The organism is Enterobacter cloacae complex sp. P29RS (assembly GCF_014893445.1).
Taxonomy (GTDB): Bacteria; Pseudomonadota; Gammaproteobacteria; order Enterobacterales; family Enterobacteriaceae; genus Enterobacter; species Enterobacter intestinihominis.
Genome location: NZ_JADBPZ010000002.1, coordinates 226,252 through 246,033 on the forward strand (window position 1 = coordinate 226,252; position 19,782 = coordinate 246,033).

The 19,782-nt window shown below is 56.1% G+C and carries 13 protein-coding genes and 1 tRNA gene; 2 read left to right on the forward strand and 12 right to left on the reverse strand.

Annotated features, from left to right (window positions below; translation table 11 throughout):
• Window positions 1-62: 62 nt before the first annotated feature.
• Window positions 63-1,160 (reverse strand): murein transglycosylase A, encoded by a 1,098-nt coding sequence (mltA, locus tag IM282_RS02640; protein ID WP_192970087.1) that lies wholly within the window; start codon window positions 1,158-1,160, stop codon window positions 63-65.
• Window positions 1,161-1,368: 208 nt separating this feature from the next.
• Between mltA and IM282_RS02645 the strand changes: the two genes are divergently transcribed.
• A tRNA-Met gene (locus IM282_RS02645) sits at window positions 1,369-1,445 on the forward strand.
• Between the two features lie 89 nt (window positions 1,446-1,534).
• Here the strand turns inward: IM282_RS02645 and amiC are convergent.
• On the reverse strand, window positions 1,535-2,788 hold the full coding sequence (gene amiC, locus IM282_RS02650) for an N-acetylmuramoyl-L-alanine amidase AmiC (RefSeq protein ID WP_022649226.1): 1,254 nt from the start codon (window positions 2,786-2,788) through the stop codon (window positions 1,535-1,537).
• Between the two features lie 227 nt (window positions 2,789-3,015).
• On the opposite strand from amiC, the gene argA reads away from it, so the two are divergent.
• Complete coding sequence (gene argA / locus IM282_RS02655; RefSeq protein WP_022649227.1) at window positions 3,016-4,347, forward strand: amino-acid N-acetyltransferase; 1,332 nt, start codon at window positions 3,016-3,018, stop codon at window positions 4,345-4,347.
• Between the two features lie 33 nt (window positions 4,348-4,380).
• Here argA and recD read toward each other — a convergent pair whose 3' ends face one another.
• The 10 genes from recD to lgt form a co-directional block, all read right to left on the reverse strand.
• Window positions 4,381-6,201, reverse strand: coding sequence for an exodeoxyribonuclease V subunit alpha (gene recD / locus IM282_RS02660; protein WP_058646258.1), 1,821 nt, complete (start codon window positions 6,199-6,201; stop codon window positions 4,381-4,383).
• On the reverse strand, window positions 6,198-9,740 hold the full coding sequence (gene recB, locus IM282_RS02665; protein WP_192970088.1) for an exodeoxyribonuclease V subunit beta: 3,543 nt from the start codon (window positions 9,738-9,740) through the stop codon (window positions 6,198-6,200). Before recB ends, recD begins: the two co-directional genes overlap by 4 nt.
• Window positions 9,737-12,619 (reverse strand): pitrilysin, encoded by a 2,883-nt coding sequence (ptrA, locus tag IM282_RS02670; protein WP_192970089.1) that lies wholly within the window; start codon window positions 12,617-12,619, stop codon window positions 9,737-9,739. Before ptrA ends, recB begins: the two co-directional genes overlap by 4 nt.
• Window positions 12,620-12,758: 139 nt before the next feature.
• Window positions 12,759-16,133: an exodeoxyribonuclease V subunit gamma gene (recC, locus tag IM282_RS02675; protein WP_192970090.1), complete on the reverse strand. Its 3,375-nt coding sequence runs from the start codon at window positions 16,131-16,133 to the stop codon at window positions 12,759-12,761.
• A 12-nt stretch (window positions 16,134-16,145) separates the two neighbouring features.
• Window positions 16,146-16,469 (reverse strand): prepilin-type N-terminal cleavage/methylation domain-containing protein, encoded by a 324-nt coding sequence (locus IM282_RS02680; protein ID WP_023298509.1) that lies wholly within the window; start codon window positions 16,467-16,469, stop codon window positions 16,146-16,148.
• Window positions 16,454-16,852, reverse strand: coding sequence for a DUF2509 family protein (locus IM282_RS02685; protein WP_192970091.1), 399 nt, complete (start codon window positions 16,850-16,852; stop codon window positions 16,454-16,456). Before IM282_RS02685 ends, IM282_RS02680 begins: the two co-directional genes overlap by 16 nt.
• On the reverse strand, window positions 16,849-17,409 hold the full coding sequence (locus IM282_RS02690; RefSeq protein ID WP_157506775.1) for a prepilin peptidase-dependent protein: 561 nt from the start codon (window positions 17,407-17,409) through the stop codon (window positions 16,849-16,851). The genes IM282_RS02685 and IM282_RS02690 overlap by 4 nt, the downstream gene beginning before the upstream one ends.
• The gene (locus tag IM282_RS02695; RefSeq protein ID WP_023298512.1) at window positions 17,400-17,864 is read right to left on the reverse strand and encodes a prepilin peptidase-dependent protein; all 465 of its coding nucleotides are present in this window, start codon (window positions 17,862-17,864) and stop codon (window positions 17,400-17,402) included. Before IM282_RS02695 ends, IM282_RS02690 begins: the two co-directional genes overlap by 10 nt.
• A 184-nt stretch (window positions 17,865-18,048) precedes the next feature.
• Window positions 18,049-18,843 (reverse strand): thymidylate synthase, encoded by a 795-nt coding sequence (gene thyA, locus IM282_RS02700; protein ID WP_006811817.1) that lies wholly within the window; start codon window positions 18,841-18,843, stop codon window positions 18,049-18,051.
• A gap of 6 nt (window positions 18,844-18,849) precedes the next feature.
• Window positions 18,850-19,725 carry a prolipoprotein diacylglyceryl transferase gene (gene lgt / locus IM282_RS02705; protein ID WP_022649236.1) on the reverse strand — a complete coding sequence of 292 codons (876 nt, stop codon included), beginning with the start codon at window positions 19,723-19,725 and terminating at the stop codon, window positions 18,850-18,852.
• Window positions 19,726-19,782: the final 57 nt, after the last annotated feature.

Sequence of the window (19,782 nt, forward strand, 5' to 3'; positions counted from 1 at the left end):
TAAAAAGGGTGAGGTATTCCTCACCCTGAACCGTAATCCGTCTTGCGCTCAGAATACCACACTCAGCCGCTAAATATGTTCCCGGTACCCGGCGCTGTCTTCAGCACCCACACGCGCCCGTAGTGGTTATACCAGCCTGCACGGTGGCCGGCATCCGGGCCGATGCCCTGGTAAATATCGAAGTGCTGACCTTTAATCGCCCCGCCCACGTCCAGCGCCACCATCAGGCGTAATTCATACTTGCCGTTGAATTTGCCGTTGTTGTCGAGGAGAGGGACTTCCGCCAGCAGCGTGGTACCCGCCGGGATAATCGAACGATCCGATGCCACAGAAGCGCGGCCAATCAGCGGGACGGCGCTCGCCCCTTTCACCGGCGCAAAGTTCTGCGGTTTGAAGAAGACAAACGATGGATTCTGCTCAAGCAGCTCACGCACTTCCGCTTCGCTGTGTTTTTCGCCCCACTCGCGGATCGCCTGCATCGACATATCTTCTCGTTTCACTTCACCACGGTCGATGAGCACCTTACCGATGCTGCGATAGGCATGGCCGTTTTTCCCGGCATAGCTAAAGAAGTTCAGCGGCGAGCCGTCGCCAAAATCAATATAGCCGCTGCCCTGCACGTCCATGATGAAGTTATCCATCAGCGAGTTGCTGTAGGCCAGCACGTAATTTTCGCTAAGCGCACCGGCATAGATTTCAGCGCGGGACGGGAGACGACCGCGTTTTGGCGGCATGCGGTAAATCGGATACTGGAATTCGCCCTGACGCGTGTGTCGTGCCTGGACAACCGGGGTGTAGTAGCCGGTAAACTGAACGTTACCGTAGTTATCCGCCCCTTCCATCTGCCACGCGTCAATACCAAACTGGCGCATATTGCGCGTATCACCGCCAGCACGCAGCCAGTCCTGCACTGCACTATAAACGTTGTTCTGTGAGCCATACAGGCGCGGCGACGCTTTGCGGATCTGGTACACCTGCTCGGAGAAATCCCCGGCATTGATTGGAGCACCCACGGCATCTGGCTGGTTAACTAAAGAGAAAGGCTGGGATAACTTCCCGTCTTTATACTGTTGACCGCGATCGGTCGGTTTGGAAGAGCAGGCCGCAAGAATCGCTACCATTGCGCCTGTCATCAGATACTTCACCCAACGTCCTTTCATTATTTCTCGTCTTTTAGTTGCCCAATTCCGCGTGATGAAGATAACAAACCCATCGTGGTAATGAAATGCGATCGCCTTCCCTTTGGCAAATTCTGGACAAAAAATAGTCCAAAGTGGCTATTCCCGTTCATTTTGCATACAAAATAATGAATTATGCGAAAAAGGGGTTGCATCACAAACCTATCCGAGTATAGTGCGCTTCCACGGACGCGGGGTGGAGCAGCCTGGTAGCTCGTCGGGCTCATAACCCGAAGGTCGTCGGTTCAAATCCGGCCCCCGCAACCAACACTTCTTAAAACAATAAACACCCTTAAGGGTGTTTTTTTGTATCTGCCGTTTGTGAAAGTGCCGGGCGAGATACCCGGCGTAATACCCTATCCCCGCCGCGCCAGCGTTTCCCCGTCTGAGAAATAGGCCCGAATACCCGCCAGAATCGACTCCGCCACTTCCTGCTGGAATTTAGCCGTCTTGAGCTTGCGTTCCTCTTGCACGTTACTGATAAACGCGGTTTCGACCAGAATGGACGGAATATCTGGCGCTTTCAGTACTGCAAATCCGGCCTGCTCGACGCTGTTTTTGTGCAGCTTGTTGACCCGGCCCAGTTTGCCCAGCACCGCTTTACCAAACTTCAGACTGTCGGTAATGGTCAGCGACTGCACCATATCAAACAGCGTATGGTCGACGTAACGATCCCCGCTTTTGCTCACGCCACCGATTAAATCCGAGGCGTTCTGCGTGTCCGCCAGGTATCTCGCGGCGGTACTGGTCGCCCCTTTCGTTGACAGGGCAAACACCGACGATCCGCTCGGCTGGCGGCTGGTGAAGGCATCCGCATGAATAGAGACAAACAGATCCGCGCGCTGCTTCTGCGCTTTCGCCACGCGGACCTTCAGCGGGATAAAGACATCTTCGTTGCGCGTCATGTAGGCGCGCATATTGCCCTCTTTGTCGATTAACGCCTTCAGACGACGGGCAATTTGCAGCACCACATCTTTTTCGCGGGTGTGATATTTCCCAACGGCGCCGGAATCTTCCCCGCCGTGGCCAGGATCGAGCATGATCACAATCGGACGATCGCGCCCCGCCCTGCCCGGCTTAGGACCACTTTGCGCAGGTGGGACCTGCCGCTGGAGATCGCCTTTGTTGTAATCTTCAAGTAACGCCAGGAGCGGATCCTGAATATCCGTTGCATTCGCCGGATAGAGATCCATTACCAGGCGCTCCTTAAAGGCGGCAACAGGCGCAAGGGCAAAGAGCTGCGGTTTCACGTTCTGCTTCAGCTCAAACACCATGCGCACGGTTTGCGGATCGAACTGCCCGACGCGCGCCGATTTGATAAAAGGATCGTCGCCACGGATCTGCGCCGCCATGCCTTTAAGCACGGAGTTGAGATTCACACCTTCGAGATCAACCACCACACGTTCAGGATTGCTGAGGGCAAATTGTTTGTATTTCAGCACGCGGTTGGACTCGACCGTCACGCGCGTATAGGTCGACGACGGCCAGACGCGCACCGCGACTACCTGGCTTGTGGCGGCAAGACCCACCTGGCTGACGCTAAGCAACCACATCGCCCCGGCCCCTTTTAACAGGCGGCGGCGGCTTATTGCTGAATTGGATCCCGACATGCTTCTCCCGAGCAAGAAATCTGATTGATGAACAAAACGCCCAAATTGACCGAAAACTTTAACGAATGACGCATAAACTGTCATCTATAAAAGGGTAAACAATCATACGTTAACGCACGGATTACTTATTATTTTCTGTGTGTCGCAGAAAATTTTGGCTTGCACACGCGGCCACAATCGAATAAAAATACATAAATAACGAATAAACATTCATTAAGGGTTGTGTCATGGTTAAGGAACGCAGAACCGAACTGGTCCAGGGATTCCGCCATTCTGTTCCCTATATCAACACCCATCGGGGGAAAACCTTTGTCATCATGCTTGGCGGCGAAGCCATTGAGCATGAGAACTTTTCCAGTATCGTCAATGATATCGGCCTGCTGCACAGCCTCGGCATCCGTCTGGTGGTGGTGTATGGCGCACGTCCGCAAATCGAAGCCAACCTGGCCGCCCATCACCATGAGCCGATCTACCACAAACATACCCGCGTGACGGATGCGAAAACCCTCGAACTGGTCAAACAGGCGGCGGGTCTGTTGCAGCTCGATATCACCGCCCGCCTGTCGATGAGCCTGAGTAATACGCCGCTGCAGGGCGCGCACATCAACGTGGTGAGCGGCAACTTTATCATCGCTCAGCCGCTCGGCGTGGACGATGGCGTGGATTACTGCCACAGCGGCCGCATCCGGCGCATTGATGAAGAAGCCATTCACCGCCAGTTAGACAATGGCGCGATCGTCCTGATGGGACCCGTTGCCGTTTCCGTAACGGGTGAAAGTTTTAATCTGACCTCAGAAGAGATTGCCACCCAGCTGGCCATCAAGCTGAAAGCGGAAAAAATGATCGGCTTTTGCTCCTCACAGGGTGTCGTGAACGATGAGGGCGTGATTGTGCCAGAACTTTTTCCGAATGAAGCCCAGGCGCGCGTCGAAGCGCTGGAAGCACAAGGCGATTACTATTCCGGTACCGTGCGTTTTCTGCGCGGCGCCGTCAAAGCGTGCCGCAGCGGGGTACGCCGCAGCCACCTGATCAGCTATCAGGAAGACGGCGCGCTGTTGCAGGAACTGTTCTCCCGGGACGGGATCGGTACGCAGATCGTAATGGAGAGCGCCGAGCAGATCCGCCGTGCCACCATCAATGACATCGGCGGCATTCTGGAGCTGATCCGTCCGCTGGAACAACAGGGCATTCTGGTTCGCCGCTCCCGCGAGCAGCTGGAGATGGAGATCGACAAGTTCACCATCATCCAGCGAGATAACCTGACCATTGCCTGTGCGGCGCTTTATCCGTTCCCGGAAGAGCAGATTGGCGAAATGGCGTGCGTTGCCGTGCACCCGGATTACCGTAGCTCCTCGCGGGGGGAACTGCTGCTTGAACGCGTGGCGGCACAGGCGCGCCAGATGGGTCTGAGCAAGCTGTTCGTGCTCACCACGCGCAGCATTCACTGGTTCCAGGAGCGCGGCTTCACGCCGGTGGATATTGATTCGCTGCCGGAAAGTAAGAAAGAGATGTACAACTACCAGCGCCGCTCGAAGGTGTTAATGGCGGACCTGGGATAACAATCACCCTCTCCTGTCGGAGAGGGTGATTACTCAGACAGATTCAAAAATCGCGCTTAATCCGCTTCTGCGCTCGGTGCGAGTGGCAATCGCCTGACCCAGCACGCGCTCATCCGCATACAGCGACAGACGCTGGCGCGCACGGGTAACGGCGGTGTAGACCAACTCACGGGTTACGACCGGCGAAAGCTGTGTCGGCAGGATCAGGGCCGCATGGTTGAACTCTGAGCCCTGAGACTTGTGTACCGTCATCGCCCATGCCGTTTCATGCTCTGGCAGACGGCTGGGCTGGACGGACTTCACGCTGCCGTCCGGTAGCTGGAACCAGACGCGCAAACCGTTACCGCGATCGAGCGCAATACCGATATCCCCGTTGAACAGCCCCAGCGTACTGTCGTTGCGGGAGATCATCACTGGCCGGCCTTCATACCATCGCGAATGCTGCTGACGGTTAATTTTGCGTTTCTGCACCAGCAACTGCTCCAGCCTGTCATTCAGGCCCGCAACGCCGAACGGCCCTTCCCGCAATGCGCACAGAAGCTGGTATTCGCCAAATGCGGCAATGACCTGCCCGGGCTGACTGCGCTGCTGCACGCAGCTCAGAAAACGCTGGTATCCATGGAGAGCCTCCTCAAGCATAGCCTGATACTCTTCCCCGCTTTGCAGCGATTTCTTTTCAATGTCAGTGAAAGAGCCGTCAAACACCGTGCGCGTGGCATGCCGATCGCCACGGTTGACCGCCGCAGCCAGCTGGCCGATGCCGGAGTCGCTACCGAAACGGTAGCTTTTTTGCAGCAGGCACAGGCTGTCACGCAGTGCGCCTGCGACCGGCGAGTGATCGGGTTCAAGCGAGCAGCCGGTCAGGCGGGCAAGCTCCTGCGCCCGCGCGGCGGTATAACCGTAGCTGGCGTAGGTACAGATATCCCCCAGTACCGCCCCGGCTTCCACGGAGGCGAGCTGGTCGCGATCGCCCAGGAAAACCACGCGCGCATGCGGCGGCAGAGCATCGATCAGGCGCGACATCATGGTCAGGTCAATCATGGAGGCTTCATCCACCACCAGCACGTCCAGATGCAGCGGATTACCCGCATGGTAGCGCAGCCGCTGGCTACCCGGCTGCGCGCCGAGCAGACGGTGCAGGGTACTCGCTTCACCCGGGAAAAGCGCAAGCTGCTCCTGAGTGAGCGGCAGCTGTTGCATCGCACCGCCCAGTGATTCGGTCAGTCGCGCCGCTGCTTTCCCGGTGGGCGCCGCCAGACGAATACGACATCGCTGCTCACCTGATAGCTGGATCAGGGCTGCCAGCAGCTTTGCGACGGTCGTGGTTTTCCCGGTCCCCGGGCCACCTGAAATCACCGAAATCCGCCGCGTCAGGGCGACGGCCGCCGCCACTTTCTGCCAGTCTGTAGGCTCACCGGAGTCAAACAGCCTGTCCAGTGTCTGGCGAAGCTGCGCTTCGTCGCAGGGAAGCGGCGCGTTGGTCTCACTAAAGAAACGCGCTACCGTCAGTTCGTTTCGCCACAGACGGTTCAGATATAAGCGCTCACCCGTCAGGATCAGCGGCGCCTGGTTTTCTCCCGGCCCGACGGCCGACGATTCGCGCAAAATTTTCTGCCAGTCCACCCTCTCCCCCAGCAGCGCAAAGCAGGACTGGAGGACAGGCGGCATTTTCTCGTCAACAACCAGACGCGAGAGCGGCAGACACACATGCCCCTCTCCGGCGTCTTTACTCAATAGGGCAGCGGCAAGCATCACGGCGGGCTGGTCAGCGGCAATCATCATGGCAAACTGCACATCCAGCTGACGCAGCACGCGTTGCTCTACCGCTTCCAGCAATAAGTCCTGCATCGTCATGCCATCTCCTCCGTGTTTGCTGCAAACAGGTTATCCATTTTATTAATCAATTCCGCATCCGGACGGGTGCTGAAGATCCCGGAGCGCGGATCGGCAGCGTCGACCCCGCGCAAGAAGAGGTAGATGACGCCACCAAAATGATCGTCGTAGCGGTAATCCGCAATACGGTGGCGCAAATAGCGGTGCAGCGCTAGCGTGTAGAGCTGATATTGCAGATCGTAGCGATGCATTTGCATGGCTGCCGCCATCGCCTGCTGGGTATAGGCTTCGCTGTTCTCGCCCAGCCAGTTCGATTTGTAATCCAGCAGGTAGTACCGTCCTTCGTGACGGAAGACCAGGTCGATAAAGCCTTTCAGCATGCCCTGCACTTGACGGAAGTTCAGCGGCGGGCAACCGGCTGAGAGCGGATCGTACTGACGGATAAGCGCATCGAGCGCGTCGGCCTTAAGCGGGCCTGCGACAGGCAGATAAAACTCCATCTCAACCTGTTTATTTCTGGCCGTTAGCTGACGAAGAGCGAAGCCCTGCTCAGTCAGCGGCGCCTGCAAAATGGCGTTGATCCAGTCAGTGAGAACGGGCTGCCAGTGCGCGTCATAGCCCCCGCTCTGTAACATCTTCAGCACCCACTCCTCACTGACAGGCTGAGTAAAATCAAGCTCTTCAAAGAGGCTGTGCAAAAAGGTGCCCGGCGACGCGCCGCGTGGGAACTGATGCGGAGTTAACGTCGGTTCAACCGGAATATCACCCACCCCTGCGGCATCCACGTCCAGCTTCGGCATGAGATCCAGCGCAATACTTTGCCCGTGCTGTTGCAGGCCAGAATAGCTGGTGACGCGCCAGTCGTCGGCAAGCACCCGCGTGATCTGGCGCGCATTAAGGTCGGTCGCGGGCTCTTGCGCCATTTGCCAGCGGCTATTGTCTGGCAGAGACGGGATATGCAGCGCGATATCGTCACCGCAGAGCGACTCAATGCAGAGGCGCAACCCCGCCGCATCTTTCGGCTCGCCACGCTGAATAAGCCGCCCTAACGCGCTTAAATGGAAATCGCTTTCCCCTGTTTTCTCCCCGCGACGGCGGAAAACCGGGGCGACGCCCAGGCTGCAATGCCAGACAGAACGGGTCAGCGCCACGTAAAGCAGGCGCAAATCCTCCGCCAGACGCTCCGCTTCTGCCAGTTCAACGCTGGTCTCCGCCTTGCTGAGATCGAGCACCGCATCGAAAGTCTCGCGGTCATGGTAAAAGGCCTGATCCTGAACCCGGTAGTTCGCGATGAAAGGCAGCCAGACCAGCGGATATTCGAGACCTTTGGATTTGTGAATGGTGACGATTTGCACCAGATGCTTATCGCTCTCAAGACGCATCTGCTGGCTTGAAGAGTTACTGTTTGGATCCGCGATTTGCTGCGCCAGCCAGCGCACAAGGGCATGTTCACTTTCAAGCTGGGTACCCGCTTCCTGTAACAGTTCGCTGATGTGTAAAATATCGGTCAGACGCCTTTCACCGCCGGATGTCGCCAGCATATTTTCGGCAATCTGACGCCGTGTCATCAGCTCGCGCAACATCGCCATGACGCCGCGCTTTTGCCAGCGTTCACGGTAATGGACAAACTCTTCTACCACCGCATCCCATGCGTTTTCGTCATGGTTGAGTTCATCAATATCCCGTGCGTTCAACCCCAGCATAGAACTGGCCAGCGCGCTTCGAAGCGTATTTTCGCGCTCCGGCGCCAGCACCGCCTGAAGCAACCAGAGCATTTCCTGGGCTTCCAGCGTGTCGAACACGCTGTCGCGGTTAGAGAGATACACTGACGGAATATCCAGCAACGTTAGCGCATCGCGGATTAACGCCGCTTCCTGACGACTGCGCACCAGCACGGTAATATCAGAGGCCTTTACAGGATATGCCTGTTCCCCCTTCCACAGTAGTGCCTCGCCGCGCGCGCCTGCGCTTAGCCAGTCACGGATTTGCGCGGCGCAGTGCTGGGCCATCGCCGCCTGATAATCGGCAACGCCATAGCCTTCCCCCTCAAGCAGCCAGAAGGTCATGGCGGGTTGTACCGCACCGCTGACTTCGAAGCGCAGGGATGCGTTTTTTGGGGCGGATTTCACCGGCAGGAAAGGGATTTCATTGAACATGAATGCCGTCTCCATACGGCTGAACAGCGCATTGACGCTCTCAACCATCCCCGGAGCGGAGCGCCAGTTGGTATCTAACGTGTAATGCGCGACCACCTCACTACGGGCTTTCATATAGGTGAAGATATCTGCCCCACGGAAGGCGTAAATGGCCTGTTTAGGGTCGCCTATCAGCAGCAGGGCAGTGTCGGGCTGCTGTCGCCAGATGCGGCGAAAAATGCGGTACTGCTGGGGGTCGGTGTCCTGAAATTCGTCAATCATCGCCACCGGAAAACGGGTACGGATCGCGCTGGCGAGCGCTTCACCATTCTCGCTGGACAGGGCTTCGTCCAGGCGGCTCAGCATGTCATCAAACCCCAGCTCGCCCCGGCGACGTTTTTCGCGCGCGACGGCCTGGCGGATCTCCGTCATGGCGCGGGTGATCATCAGATCATTGAGCGTTAATGGCTCCGCAAGCAACGCTTCAATCGCCACAAACAGGGGATGCTCAGGCACAATACCGTCGGCTTTGGTTCGCTCGGTCAAAAAGCGCTGCGAAAATTTTTCCAGTGCGTCCGGAAGCTGGTAACCCCGCGTCTCCTCATGGGCCCAGGCGCTGATCTTTTCGATCCACTTCCCCTGGTTCCCACGGTTGAACTTGCGTCTGTCGATGCCTGAGTTTTCGATGATTGCATCAATTTCACCAACCGACTCATTCCACTTCTGCTTAAGCGCGGTAATTTTGGCGACGATCTTTTCATGGCGCGAGGCCAGCGTTTCATCGGCAGGCGGAGGAGATTTAATGACCGGCGCTTCGCCTTGCAGGTAACGGTCGATGGCGCGAAGAAGCTCTTCCGGACCTTTCCACAGGGCGTGAACCGCTTCAGCAATGTCGCGCTGCAACGGATAACAGTGACGACGCCAGAAATCCGCACAGGCCTGATAGCGAAGCTCGGATTCATCTTCAATAAGCTGCTGCTCAAAGAGCATGCCGGATTCAAACGCATTCAGGCTCAGCATGCGCTGACAAAAACCGTGAATGGTGAAGACGGACGCTTCATCCATTTGCCGTTCGGCCAGCAGCAGCCATTGCGCAGCCTGTTGCTTATCCGCAATCTCGTCCAGCAGGCTCGCGTAGAGGGGGTTATCCGTCGTCTGACGCAGACAGGCGATGCGCAGCTCATGAATGTTGCTGCGAATACGGCCACGCAGCTCGGCAGTGGCCGCTTCGGTGAAGGTTACCACCAGCAGCTCTTCCACGCTTAACGGGCGCGAAAAAGCGGCGTTGCCGCCGAGCCCCAACAGCAGACGCAGATAGAGCGCGGCGATGGTATAGGTTTTTCCCGTTCCCGCTGAGGCTTCAATCAGTCGCTCACCCTGTAGAGGTAAACTTAGGGGATCAAGCGGCTCAGCGGTATGGGTCATTCTTTCTTACTCCAGGGCATAGTTTGTTGCAGCGCGCTGACGCTATTCCAGACGGTCCACTCTTTTGATTTTACGTAGTCCGTTTTCCCGTTCTGGCTGCCAGAAACCTGAGACAGGATGGCCATACCCTGCGGTTTTACTACCGCCTGATGGAAGAAATCGGCAACTTTTTGTGGCGTCAGCTGTTTTATTTCGGCCACTATTTTATCACGCGAATCAAATTTCATATTACCGCGATCAAAATCTTTGCTCAGCTGCGAGGCCTCTTCACCCAGCGTCTGCGGCGGTTGCATCACCTGAGCGATAACCGCCTGCTGGATCTGGGCAAACTCTTCCGGCTTCATGGCGCGCAGTTTTGCTTCCGCCTGCGGGAAGAATGCCTGATAACGTTGCCACAGGTAAGCGGGTTGCTTGTCGCTGCTTTGCAGAAGGAAGCCCAACCCCCACTGACGGCCCACATTCATCGAGAAAGCGAATACCGCATAACCCAGCTGCTCTTCGGTGCGCAGCTGGTTGTAAAACCACGGCTGAATAATTTGACCGAGCACCGCACTCTGGGCAGAGCTGGTAAATTCGTCATATCCGACAGGGACAAACACCGCGGCCAGCGCGGAATCCGTGCTGCTTCCGGCTTTTTCGAAGATCGCATTCTGCTTTTTCTCTACCAGCACATCCTGGTTACGGCACCACTCATCGCCTTTTGAACCCAGTTGCGTACGCACGTTTTGTGCCAGCGTTTTAGCCTGATCTTCGCTCATGTTCCCTACAACCAGGAACTCCGGACGAGTATTGGTTTTCAGCGAATCACGGTAAGCCAGCACCTCTTTTAAGGTGACTGAGGGCAATAACGCGCGGCGATCTTCGCGCTGGAAATAAGGAATTTGGGACAACATCTGTGCTGGCATAATCGCCTGATCGTAGGCTTTACCCTTCTCGGCAGAATCCATCATCTGGGCATACCAGGACTTAGCCTGCTCGAGCTGTTCTTCCGTAGGCGTATAGCTGAAATAACCGTCCAGCAGCGCCTGGAACAGCTGCGGCAAACGCTGGGTATAGCCGTTGGCATTCACCATCAGGCCGTTATTGGCATTGGTGGAGAAACTGATACCGCCAACGGCAGCCTGGTTGCTGAGCTGATCGAGGGCAATACCGGCCAGATAATCGTTAAGCGCAAACAGCACCTGGTTTCTGGCGCTGTCCATTGCTTTAGGATTACGCAGCACTACGCTGACATCCGCTTTTGGCTCGTCGCCGAAATAGCGGCTTGGGGTGTAGACCACGCGCAGCGTCGGCTCATCAACAATCAGCTCCGGATGCGGATAGGCCTTTGCGGGTTTGATCAGCGAGAAATCGTCCGGGATGTAGGGGTTAAGCTCCGGTAACTTCAGCGCAATTTCCCCCGCCTTTTTCTGCCAGCCCGCGAAGGTCTGTTCGCTGATTTTTTCAACCTGATACGGGGCATCAACGAAGTAGGCCATTTTGTTATGCGGTTCGTTCGGGCTGATATACCAGACGCGGGCATTCTGCGGAGTCATCATCGCCAGACGCGCTTTGAGCGCCCCGGCGTCATACTGATCGGCAATATTTACCGCATCCAGCGTATGTTCCACCGGCACGCGGATCATGGTATCTGCCAGCCACTCGACGTAGTCCATATCACGCGTAATAGAGGGATAGCGGAAATCGAGATCCAGCACGTGCGCCAGCTCGTCGAAGTAGCGTTTATCGACGCCTTTGTCGCGCAGCAGAGAGAGATAACTGAAAATGGCCGCAACGACGTCGTCACGGTGAGCCAGCCCTTTATCGGTCAGCGTCGCGGAGATGGCCAGCACGCCGCTATTCCCGTTTACGACGGGATCGGAGTCAGCGCGAATACCTTCCACCAGCCCCTGCTTTTGCAGCCAGTCGGAGAGCGTACCCGGGCTGCGGTTACCGATAAGATAAGTCACCAGCTCGTCGGTTTTGCTGCGGAACTGCGCCGTGTTGTTATCAATACGGAATTCAACGCGTAACACCTTGCGCGGCAAGGCCGGCACATAGTGAATAACAATGCCTTTTTGCGCGTCCGTGACAACCGGCACGTTAATCTGCGGCAGATCGATATTTTTATTTGGCACCCTGCCATAGGTCTGCGCAGCCATGTTTGCCAGCGTCGGCAACGGTTTATTGCTGTAAATAACCGCTTTCATCAGATTGGCGGAATAGTATTTTTCACGAAACGCATGCAGCGCATCGAGCACCGGGCTACCCGGCTTGTCGCTCAGCGTTTCAAGGTTGCCGCCTGAGAAGCGCGAACCCGGATGCGCCGGATTGATGGTTTCAGCGCTAACCTGCGCCATGCGCATACCGTCTCGCGTGCGCGCCATCGTCAGTTCGGCGTTTACGGCGTTGCGTTCCCGGTCAGCATATTTTTTATCCAGCAGCGGTGCGGCGATGGCATCCGCCAGACGGTCCACCGCCCCGTCAAGCGCATCATTTTCCACTTCCAGGTAAAACGCGGTACGATACGGCGCAGTGCTGGCGTTGTGGCTGCCACCATGCATTTTCAGAAATTCGGACAGGCTGTCAGGCTGTGGGTATTTTTTAGACCCCATCAGCGTCATGTGCTCAAGGTAGTGCGCCAGTCCCGGATGGTCATCAGGATCTTCCAGCGATCCGACCGGCACAACCAGTGCGGAGAGCGATTTAACCGCCTGAGGATCGGAAACCAGCAGCACGGTCATCCCGTTATCAAGACGAATCGCCTGATACTGACGGGTGTCCTTATCGCTCTTACGGATTGTTTCCTGGACAGGTTGCCAACCGGAATCGGCCTGAGTGACGGGAGCCCAAAGGGCGATAAACAAAACAAACGCTTTGAACAAGGTGCTGCCTGGCATTACGACCTCTTTATCACGGCTACATCATTAACAACGTGCGTGCTGGACACGCCAGCATCTCTTTCTTTGGGTACATCAGTCCGTGATAAGAGGTGCATCATAAATGAACACCCCGTACTGTGCAATTTTTATACAGCACTCAGGACTGCTTAAATTTGAACAACGGTAACAGGTAGCGTTGCGCCTCTTCCGTGATAATGTCGAAATATTCTGGCTCCAGCGTTCGCCATAAACGTTGATACCAGACATCGTCGCCCTCGCCACGTACCATCATGTTCCCTTCGTAGGCCTGCAAAAACTTGCTGCGCGCTTTCTGGAGCGAAGCCTCATCCGTTAACATGGCATCATTCTGCGCGTCGTAACAGGCTTTTATCCATGCCCCCCCACTTTCAGGCAGCAGAAGCAGAGGCTTGTTCATGCCCTGACGATAACCTTCAATATAAAGCGACAGATTCGTCAACGCCTGCTCAGGCTCCATCGGCGGGAAGCGCCACTCGCCGTCCTTACGTACAAACAACCGGCTTTCGCCTTCGTGACCACTCGCACTGTAGACAAGATGTTCGAGCCAGAGTTGCAGGCCATGTGAAACGCTGAGCATAGATGGGCGCCAGCGTAGCAGCCCGTCAGACTGCACGTGCGTGAGCCAGCCGCTGAGGTGCATACCGTTACAATCGAGATCAATTTCAATGCTGCTCGCCGGTTGCCGACACGCGATAACCCGGTCAGCAAGCGCTTGCATCTCCTCACACTGGGCATCCCAGACGATTTCGCCGAACGCACCATACGGCAGTAATCCCGACGCCCTGTAACGTCGGAACAGTTTACTGGCGTCTTCTTCGTCAACCAGCGCATTCAAAAGCTGGGAATTAAGCTTAAAACGCTCCAGTCCATCAAGAATAAACGGTTCCGCATCAGGGATTTCGCTCTCTTCCGAGCGGAAGTTCACCTGCAAGCGTTGCTGGAAAAAAGCCCGAACCGGATGGGCCCAAAAGCGCTGCAGCTGCTCAAACGTAAGGGTGTCTATGGCGCGCGGTTCGAGCGCCTGAATGAAATCGGTTTGCGGTGTGCCCGCGTTCTTCGCAGCGGGAAGCCACTCGCGGGCGTAGCTTTGCAGTTCATCAGGAACGTAATTGACAGGATCAAACGGCATACGGCTATGGTGACAGGTAATATGCGCTTTCACCCGACGTTCGCTTTCGTCGCAGTTACAGGCCTCATCGCCCGGCAGATAGTGACTCTGCCCGATGTAGTCCACCAGCTCCTGCACCAGCACGGACGGGAAACGCTCGCTGTTGTCCTGAATTGAACGGCCGATATAGCTGATATAAAGCCTGCTTTGCGCAGACATCAGCGCCTCAAGGAAGAGATAACGGTCATCATCGCGGCGGCTGCGGTCGCCCCGCTTCGGCTGTGCGCTCATGAGATCAAAGCCCAAGGGTGGCAGCGCACGTGGATAAATACCGTCGTTCATGCCAAGCAGACAGACTACTTTGAACGGGATTGAACGCATCGGCATCAGGGTGCAGATATTCACCGGCCCAGCAAGGAAGCGCTGGCTGATGCGCTCCTGATCGAGACGTTGCGTCAGCTCATCACGCAGAAGCGAAAGGGGAACCGCCTCGTGATAGTGCGAATTAACCCCCTCATCAACGATGGCCTGCCACTGCTTCTCGATAAGCGCCATGGCGGCTTCCGTTTCGCTGTCCGGCAGGAAGAAGTCATTTAGCATTTCGCGGCAAATCGGCAGCCACTCTTCGAGTGGACGGGGCTGCATCAATGCACGGCGCCAGCGGTTGAGCTGCATCAGCAGCGAGGCTAAGTGACCAACCAGTTCCGCAATTAACCCACTGGACTCATCGTACGGCAGCACGTCATTCCATTCGCCGTGGATGCTCTCCATCGCATACCCCAGCAGCATACGCGTCAGGCCAAACTGCCAGGTATGCTGGCCAGTCGCGGGCAGCTCAAACTCCTGGACGTTATCATCGTCGATTCCCCAGCGGACGCCGGATTCGTTGACCCACTGGCGCAGGTAGCGCAAGCCCTCTTCGTTAATGCTGAAGCGTGCGGCCAGAACAGGCACATCCAGTAATGCCAGCACATCCTCAGAGATAAACCGGCTATCAGGCAGCGAAAGCAGGCTGATAAAGGCCTGTAGCGCCGGGTGTGACTGACGAGCACGGCGGTCAGAGATCGCGTAGGGAAGATAGCGGTCGCCCGTTGCGCTGCCAAATACAGCCTGAATAAACGGGCTGTAGCTGTCGATATCCGCCACCATCACCACGATATCGCGGGGTGTCAGGGTTGGGTCGTCCTGCAACATGGCCAACAGGCGGTCATGAAGAATTTCAACTTCACGCTGTGGGCTGTGGCAAACGTGGATCGCGATACTGCGATCGTCAGGATCCAGTTTTCGCTTCTTATCGCTTCGCGCAAACTCCTCGGCAGTGATCCCGGCCACGGCACGGTTTTCTAAATCCAGAATATCAAGCTGAATATTGTGCAGCAGGCTGTCCGGCGTAATATCCGCAAACGCGTCCACGTCCCCCTCTCCCGAGGAGGTGATATCTGAAAGCAGATAAATATAGTCGCGCCCTAGCTTGCCCCACGAGGCAAGTAGCGGGTTCGGCAGGTTCTGAATCCCCTCTTCATCGAAAAGCTGCGCCGCGTTTTCACTGTCTTTAAACAGCGGCACGGCGCGTTCCTCAAAGAGGCGTTTACGCTGGCGGGTGACCAGCCGTGAAAGCCAGCGCGGATCCTGAATATCTCCCCAATAGTGCCGACATGGGTTGGTAAAGAGGATATGGATATCAATGTGCTTACCGAGCGCTTTTAGCGCGTTCAGGTAGACAGGCGGCAACGCGGAGATACCGCAAATGAACACGCGTGACGGCAAACTGGCTGGCCGTTCTGCAGTGTTCTCGAGTATTGAGATAAAGCGATCGTACAAGTTAGCACGGTGCCATTTAGGCTGACCGAGCTGCCCGGTATGCTCGACCAGCGCTTTCCAGAGCGGCGCCTGCCAGATTTGCGCTTCCGGTAACCCATCGACTAATTCTCCCGCTTCCCAGCGAATCAGCCATTCTGCGCGGTAAACCAGATACTGGTCATAGAGGTCAGCAGTGCGTGAGGCCAGCTGAAAAAGTTTGCGCTTGTCGGTGTCGTCATTCAGATAGTGGCGCAGCATGGCGAACTCATCATGCGCCAGCATGTCCGGCAGCAGCGTCATCAGTTTCCAGGCCATGCTTTGTTTGTTGAAGGCACTCTGCTCAGGAATATCCGGCAGGACGCGTACAAACATCTCCCAGATAAAGCTCGCGGGCAGCGGAAAATCGATATTCGCCGCAATGCCAAACTTCTGCGAAAGGGACATTTGTAGCCACTGCGCCATACCGGTGCTCTGCACCAGCACCATTTCTGGCTCAAATGGATCGTCAAGACGCTCTTGCTCAACGATATACTCCATCAGTGCTTCCAGCACATCCAGACGATTTGAGTGGTAAACCCTTAGCATAAACGCTCCCGACTAGCGGCTAACCGGGCAATGCAGACGCGTCAACGCGCCCTGCCGCCCCAGAGGAGAAATAAGTGTGACCGTGATGCTGACACATCCGGACTGTGTTGTCTGCCCCCGACTGACCTGCCAGCCCGGCGGGAGCGTTAATGTTGAGATCTGCGACTGATTCCACGCATGATGCCATAGCTGGCGATACTGGCTAAGCGCCGCATACCGGGCTGCCAGCGCGCGATGATATCCGGATAACGCCGTCACAACTACAACCAGCAACATCATTGCCAGCAAAACCTCAACCATGCTAAATCCTTTTTGTCTGCTCAGGGTAACTGACATAGCGCACTTTCCTTAAGGGGGCAGAAGTCGCTCCAGCCGTGGGCAGAAAAGCGTATTTGTCCTTCCGCGATATCCCCGCCTCGCCATAGCAACAGATCGTCATTTCCGGCAATAAGCAAAACACGCTCCCCAAACAGCCTTACACAGACCCTCAGACCTTGTGTCAGTTTGCACTGAACCTCTGGCTGTAAAGCCCAGTCCTGAACGCGTCCCCACTCCAGTGCAGATTGCAAGGCAGCCTGCTGGCGAATAGACAAACTCTCGCCATTCACCAACGTACTAAAGGTTTGCAACTGCTGGTTTAATCCGGTGAGGATCAGCGTGCCGAGCACCAGCAATAGCAGGACCAGCGCCAGCGATGACATGCCCCGCTGACGATTCACAGATTAAACCCCGTTACGGTGTGGCGAGCCGAAAAGGGTGCGGTCAGTTCACCTTTGCGGCGGGCACGCAGCTCGACATTGATTACCGGTGCAAAACCAGCACGATCGGTTTTAGTGACCATAAACTGCTCTATCAGGACCCGATCCGGGTCAGTGAGCTTATCCCATCCCTTACCTTCACAGGATGTCGCGCCCCGCAGCGTTTCGAGCGTTCCGGACTCAAGCCGGAATCCCGTGCTGTCATTTTCTGACGCGGTGCTATCCCACTGGCCGTTGCTGTTTGCATCCCATTGCACAATTGCACATCGCCCTTGCCTGCCGATGATCACCCCCTGCCCCTGGCAATGCCCTGCACAGTATCCTGCTCGCTGGAGCTGTTTACCCATCGCAAGCAGGCGTTGCCACACCTCATCTTCCAGCTCCCGTTGCCCGGATTGCAGTAAAACACCCCGCTGTAGCCCCGGTAAAAAACGTGACGTGCTGAGTAACAGAATACTGCTTATCGTCATCGCAATCAGGACCTCCAGCAGGGAAAACCCTTTTTGTTTTACTGGCATAGACTTTCTCCTGCGGCATTACACAGCCTGATACGTCCGCCATTTGAGACAATAACCCACCACGCACCGGCGCGGCTCTGCACGCGAATATGTCCGGCCCATGCGGTATCCCTTAAGCCGTAAAATCCCAGCGCAGGCGTTACGTCGCTCAGCGTGACCTCCGGCCATAACGGTTTCATCACGAACGGGCCGCCGCTGTCGCAGCCCGGGACCACAGCGCTGACAAGGCAGGCCTGATTCCCGTCAGCATGAAGCGCGATCCTGTGCTCGCTGTTGTGACGATTTGCGTCGTTTCGTAAGAACGCCAGGTAATCCCGCACCTGACAGGCTGTCTGCCAGAGCCGCTGCCGCTGTTGCCAGCTGTCCCAGCCATAAAGACCCGTCGCGCTGAGGATCACAACCAGCGAGATGGCGAAAAGGGTTTCGATAAGCGTAAAGCCATGTTCGTTTTTCATGGCGGAAGTGTGGCGGAATGGCAGAAAAGGCGCGAGCGTTAAACCAGAACATTACGAGCCGCTTTCCGGAGATTTTCACCCGTTGCAACGCGTTACATCGTCTCTGGAAACAGGCTCGAAGAACAAAACGAGCGCGAAAAAAAACCGGCGCTAAAGAGCACCGGTTGTGTCAGGATTCGCCGTATCAGATGGCGACAGGGGCTTTGATGCCAGGATGCGGGTCGTAGCCTTCAATCTCGAAGTCATCAAAACGGTAATCGAAGATCGAGTCCGGTTTGCGTTTGATCACAAGCTTCGGCAATGCACGCGGTTCGCGCGTCAGCTGGAGATGCGTCTGTTCCATATGATTGCTGTAGAGGTGGGTATCACCGCCCGTCCAGACAAAATCGCCCACTTCAAGATCGCACTGCTGCGCCATCATGTGCACTAACAGCGCGTAGCTGGCGATGTTAAACGGCAGGCCGAGGAACACGTCGCAGGAGCGTTGATACAGCTGGCAGGAGAGTTTGCCGTCCGCCACGTAGAACTGGAAAAACGCGTGGCAAGGCGCCAGCGCCATTTTATCCAGTTCACCCACGTTCCAGGCAGAAACAATGATACGGCGCGAGTCCGGGTCATTTTTCAGCTGGTTCATGACGGTCGTGATCTGGTCGATATGGCGGCCGTCCGGGGTAGGCCACGCGCGCCATTGCTTGCCGTAAACCGGCCCCAGGTCTCCGTTCTCATCTGCCCACTCGTCCCAGATGGAGACATTGTTTTCATGCAGATAAGCAACGTTGGTATCGCCTTGCAGGAACCAGAGCAGTTCATGAATGATCGAGCGCAGATGGCAGCGCTTCGTCGTCACCAGAGGGAAGCCTTCTTGCAGATTGAAGCGCATCTGGTGGCCAAAAATGGAGAGCGTACCGGTGCCGGTGCGGTCGTTTTTCGGCGTGCCCTCGTCGAGCACTTTTTTCATCAATTCAAGATACTGTTTCATGATTCCTCAGGAAAGTTGTTGCTGTGGACGACGACGATACGCCCAAATCATCATAATGGCACCCGCGACAATCATCGGAATGGAGAGGATCTGCCCCATGCTGATGTACTGTACCCACTCGCCGGTAAACTGTGCATCCGGCTGGCGGAAGAACTCGACGATGATACGAAACGCGCCGTAGCCAATCAGGAACAGACCAGATACTGCCCCCATTGGGCGCGGTTTGCGGATATACAGATTCAGGATGATAAACAGCACCACACCTTCCAGCGCCAGCTCATAAAGCTGAGACATATGACGCGGCAGAACGCCGTAGGTATCGAAAATGGACTGCCACTCAGGATGCGAAGGCAGCAGCGCGATATCCTCTGCGCGGGAGCCCGGGAACAGCATGGTAAACGGCACGCTCGGATCGACACGCCCCCAGAGTTCACCGTTGATGAAGTTGCCCAGACGCCCTGCACCCAGCCCAAACGGGATTAATGGCGCAATAAAATCAGCCACCTGGAAGAAGTTACGTTTGGTGCGTTTGGCGAAGATCACCATCACGAGGATCACACCAATCAGTCCGCCGTGGAAGGACATGCCGCCGTCCCAGACGCGGAACAGATAGAGCGGGTCGTTCAGGAATACCGGGAAGTTGTAGAACAGGACATAGCCGATGCGCCCGCCCAGGAATACGCCAAGAAAGCCAGCATAAAGCAGGTTTTCCACTTCGTTCTTCGTCCAGCCGCTGCCCGGACGACTGGCGCGACGACCAGCAAGCCACATGGCAAAGACGAAGCCCACCAGGTACATCAGTCCGTACCAGTGAAGCGCTACAGGTCCTATTGAGAAAATAACCGGATCGAATTCCGGAAAATGCAGATAACCACTGTTCATCTGTCACCACAAGATGTTGTTATTCCGCTGAAAGTGGACAGCGGCTGAATTGCATTC

Bases quoted from the DNA above. Each gene is read 5' to 3' on its own strand.
- recB (WP_192970088.1), bottom strand. From the start codon at position 9,740: ATGACCCATACCGCTGAGCCGCTTGATCCCCTAAGTTTACCTCTACAG.
- ptrA (WP_192970089.1), bottom strand. From the start codon at position 12,619: ATGCCAGGCAGCACCTTGTTCAAAGCGTTTGTTTTGTTTATCGCCCTT.
- lgt (WP_022649236.1), bottom strand. From the start codon at position 19,725: ATGAACAGTGGTTATCTGCATTTTCCGGAATTCGATCCGGTTATTTTC.
- recC (WP_192970090.1), bottom strand. From the start codon at position 16,133: ATGCTAAGGGTTTACCACTCAAATCGTCTGGATGTGCTGGAAGCACTG.
- IM282_RS02680 (WP_023298509.1), bottom strand. From the start codon at position 16,469: ATGTCAGTTACCCTGAGCAGACAAAAAGGATTTAGCATGGTTGAGGTT.
- argA (WP_022649227.1), top strand. From the start codon at position 3,016: ATGGTTAAGGAACGCAGAACCGAACTGGTCCAGGGATTCCGCCATTCT.
- amiC (WP_022649226.1), bottom strand. From the start codon at position 2,788: ATGTCGGGATCCAATTCAGCAATAAGCCGCCGCCGCCTGTTAAAAGGG.
- IM282_RS02690 (WP_157506775.1), bottom strand. From the start codon at position 17,409: ATGCCAGTAAAACAAAAAGGGTTTTCCCTGCTGGAGGTCCTGATTGCG.
- recD (WP_058646258.1), bottom strand. From the start codon at position 6,201: ATGACGATGCAGGACTTATTGCTGGAAGCGGTAGAGCAACGCGTGCTG.
- thyA (WP_006811817.1), bottom strand. From the start codon at position 18,843: ATGAAACAGTATCTTGAATTGATGAAAAAAGTGCTCGACGAGGGCACG.
- mltA (WP_192970087.1), bottom strand. From the start codon at position 1,160: ATGAAAGGACGTTGGGTGAAGTATCTGATGACAGGCGCAATGGTAGCG.
- IM282_RS02695 (WP_023298512.1), bottom strand. From the start codon at position 17,864: ATGAAAAACGAACATGGCTTTACGCTTATCGAAACCCTTTTCGCCATC.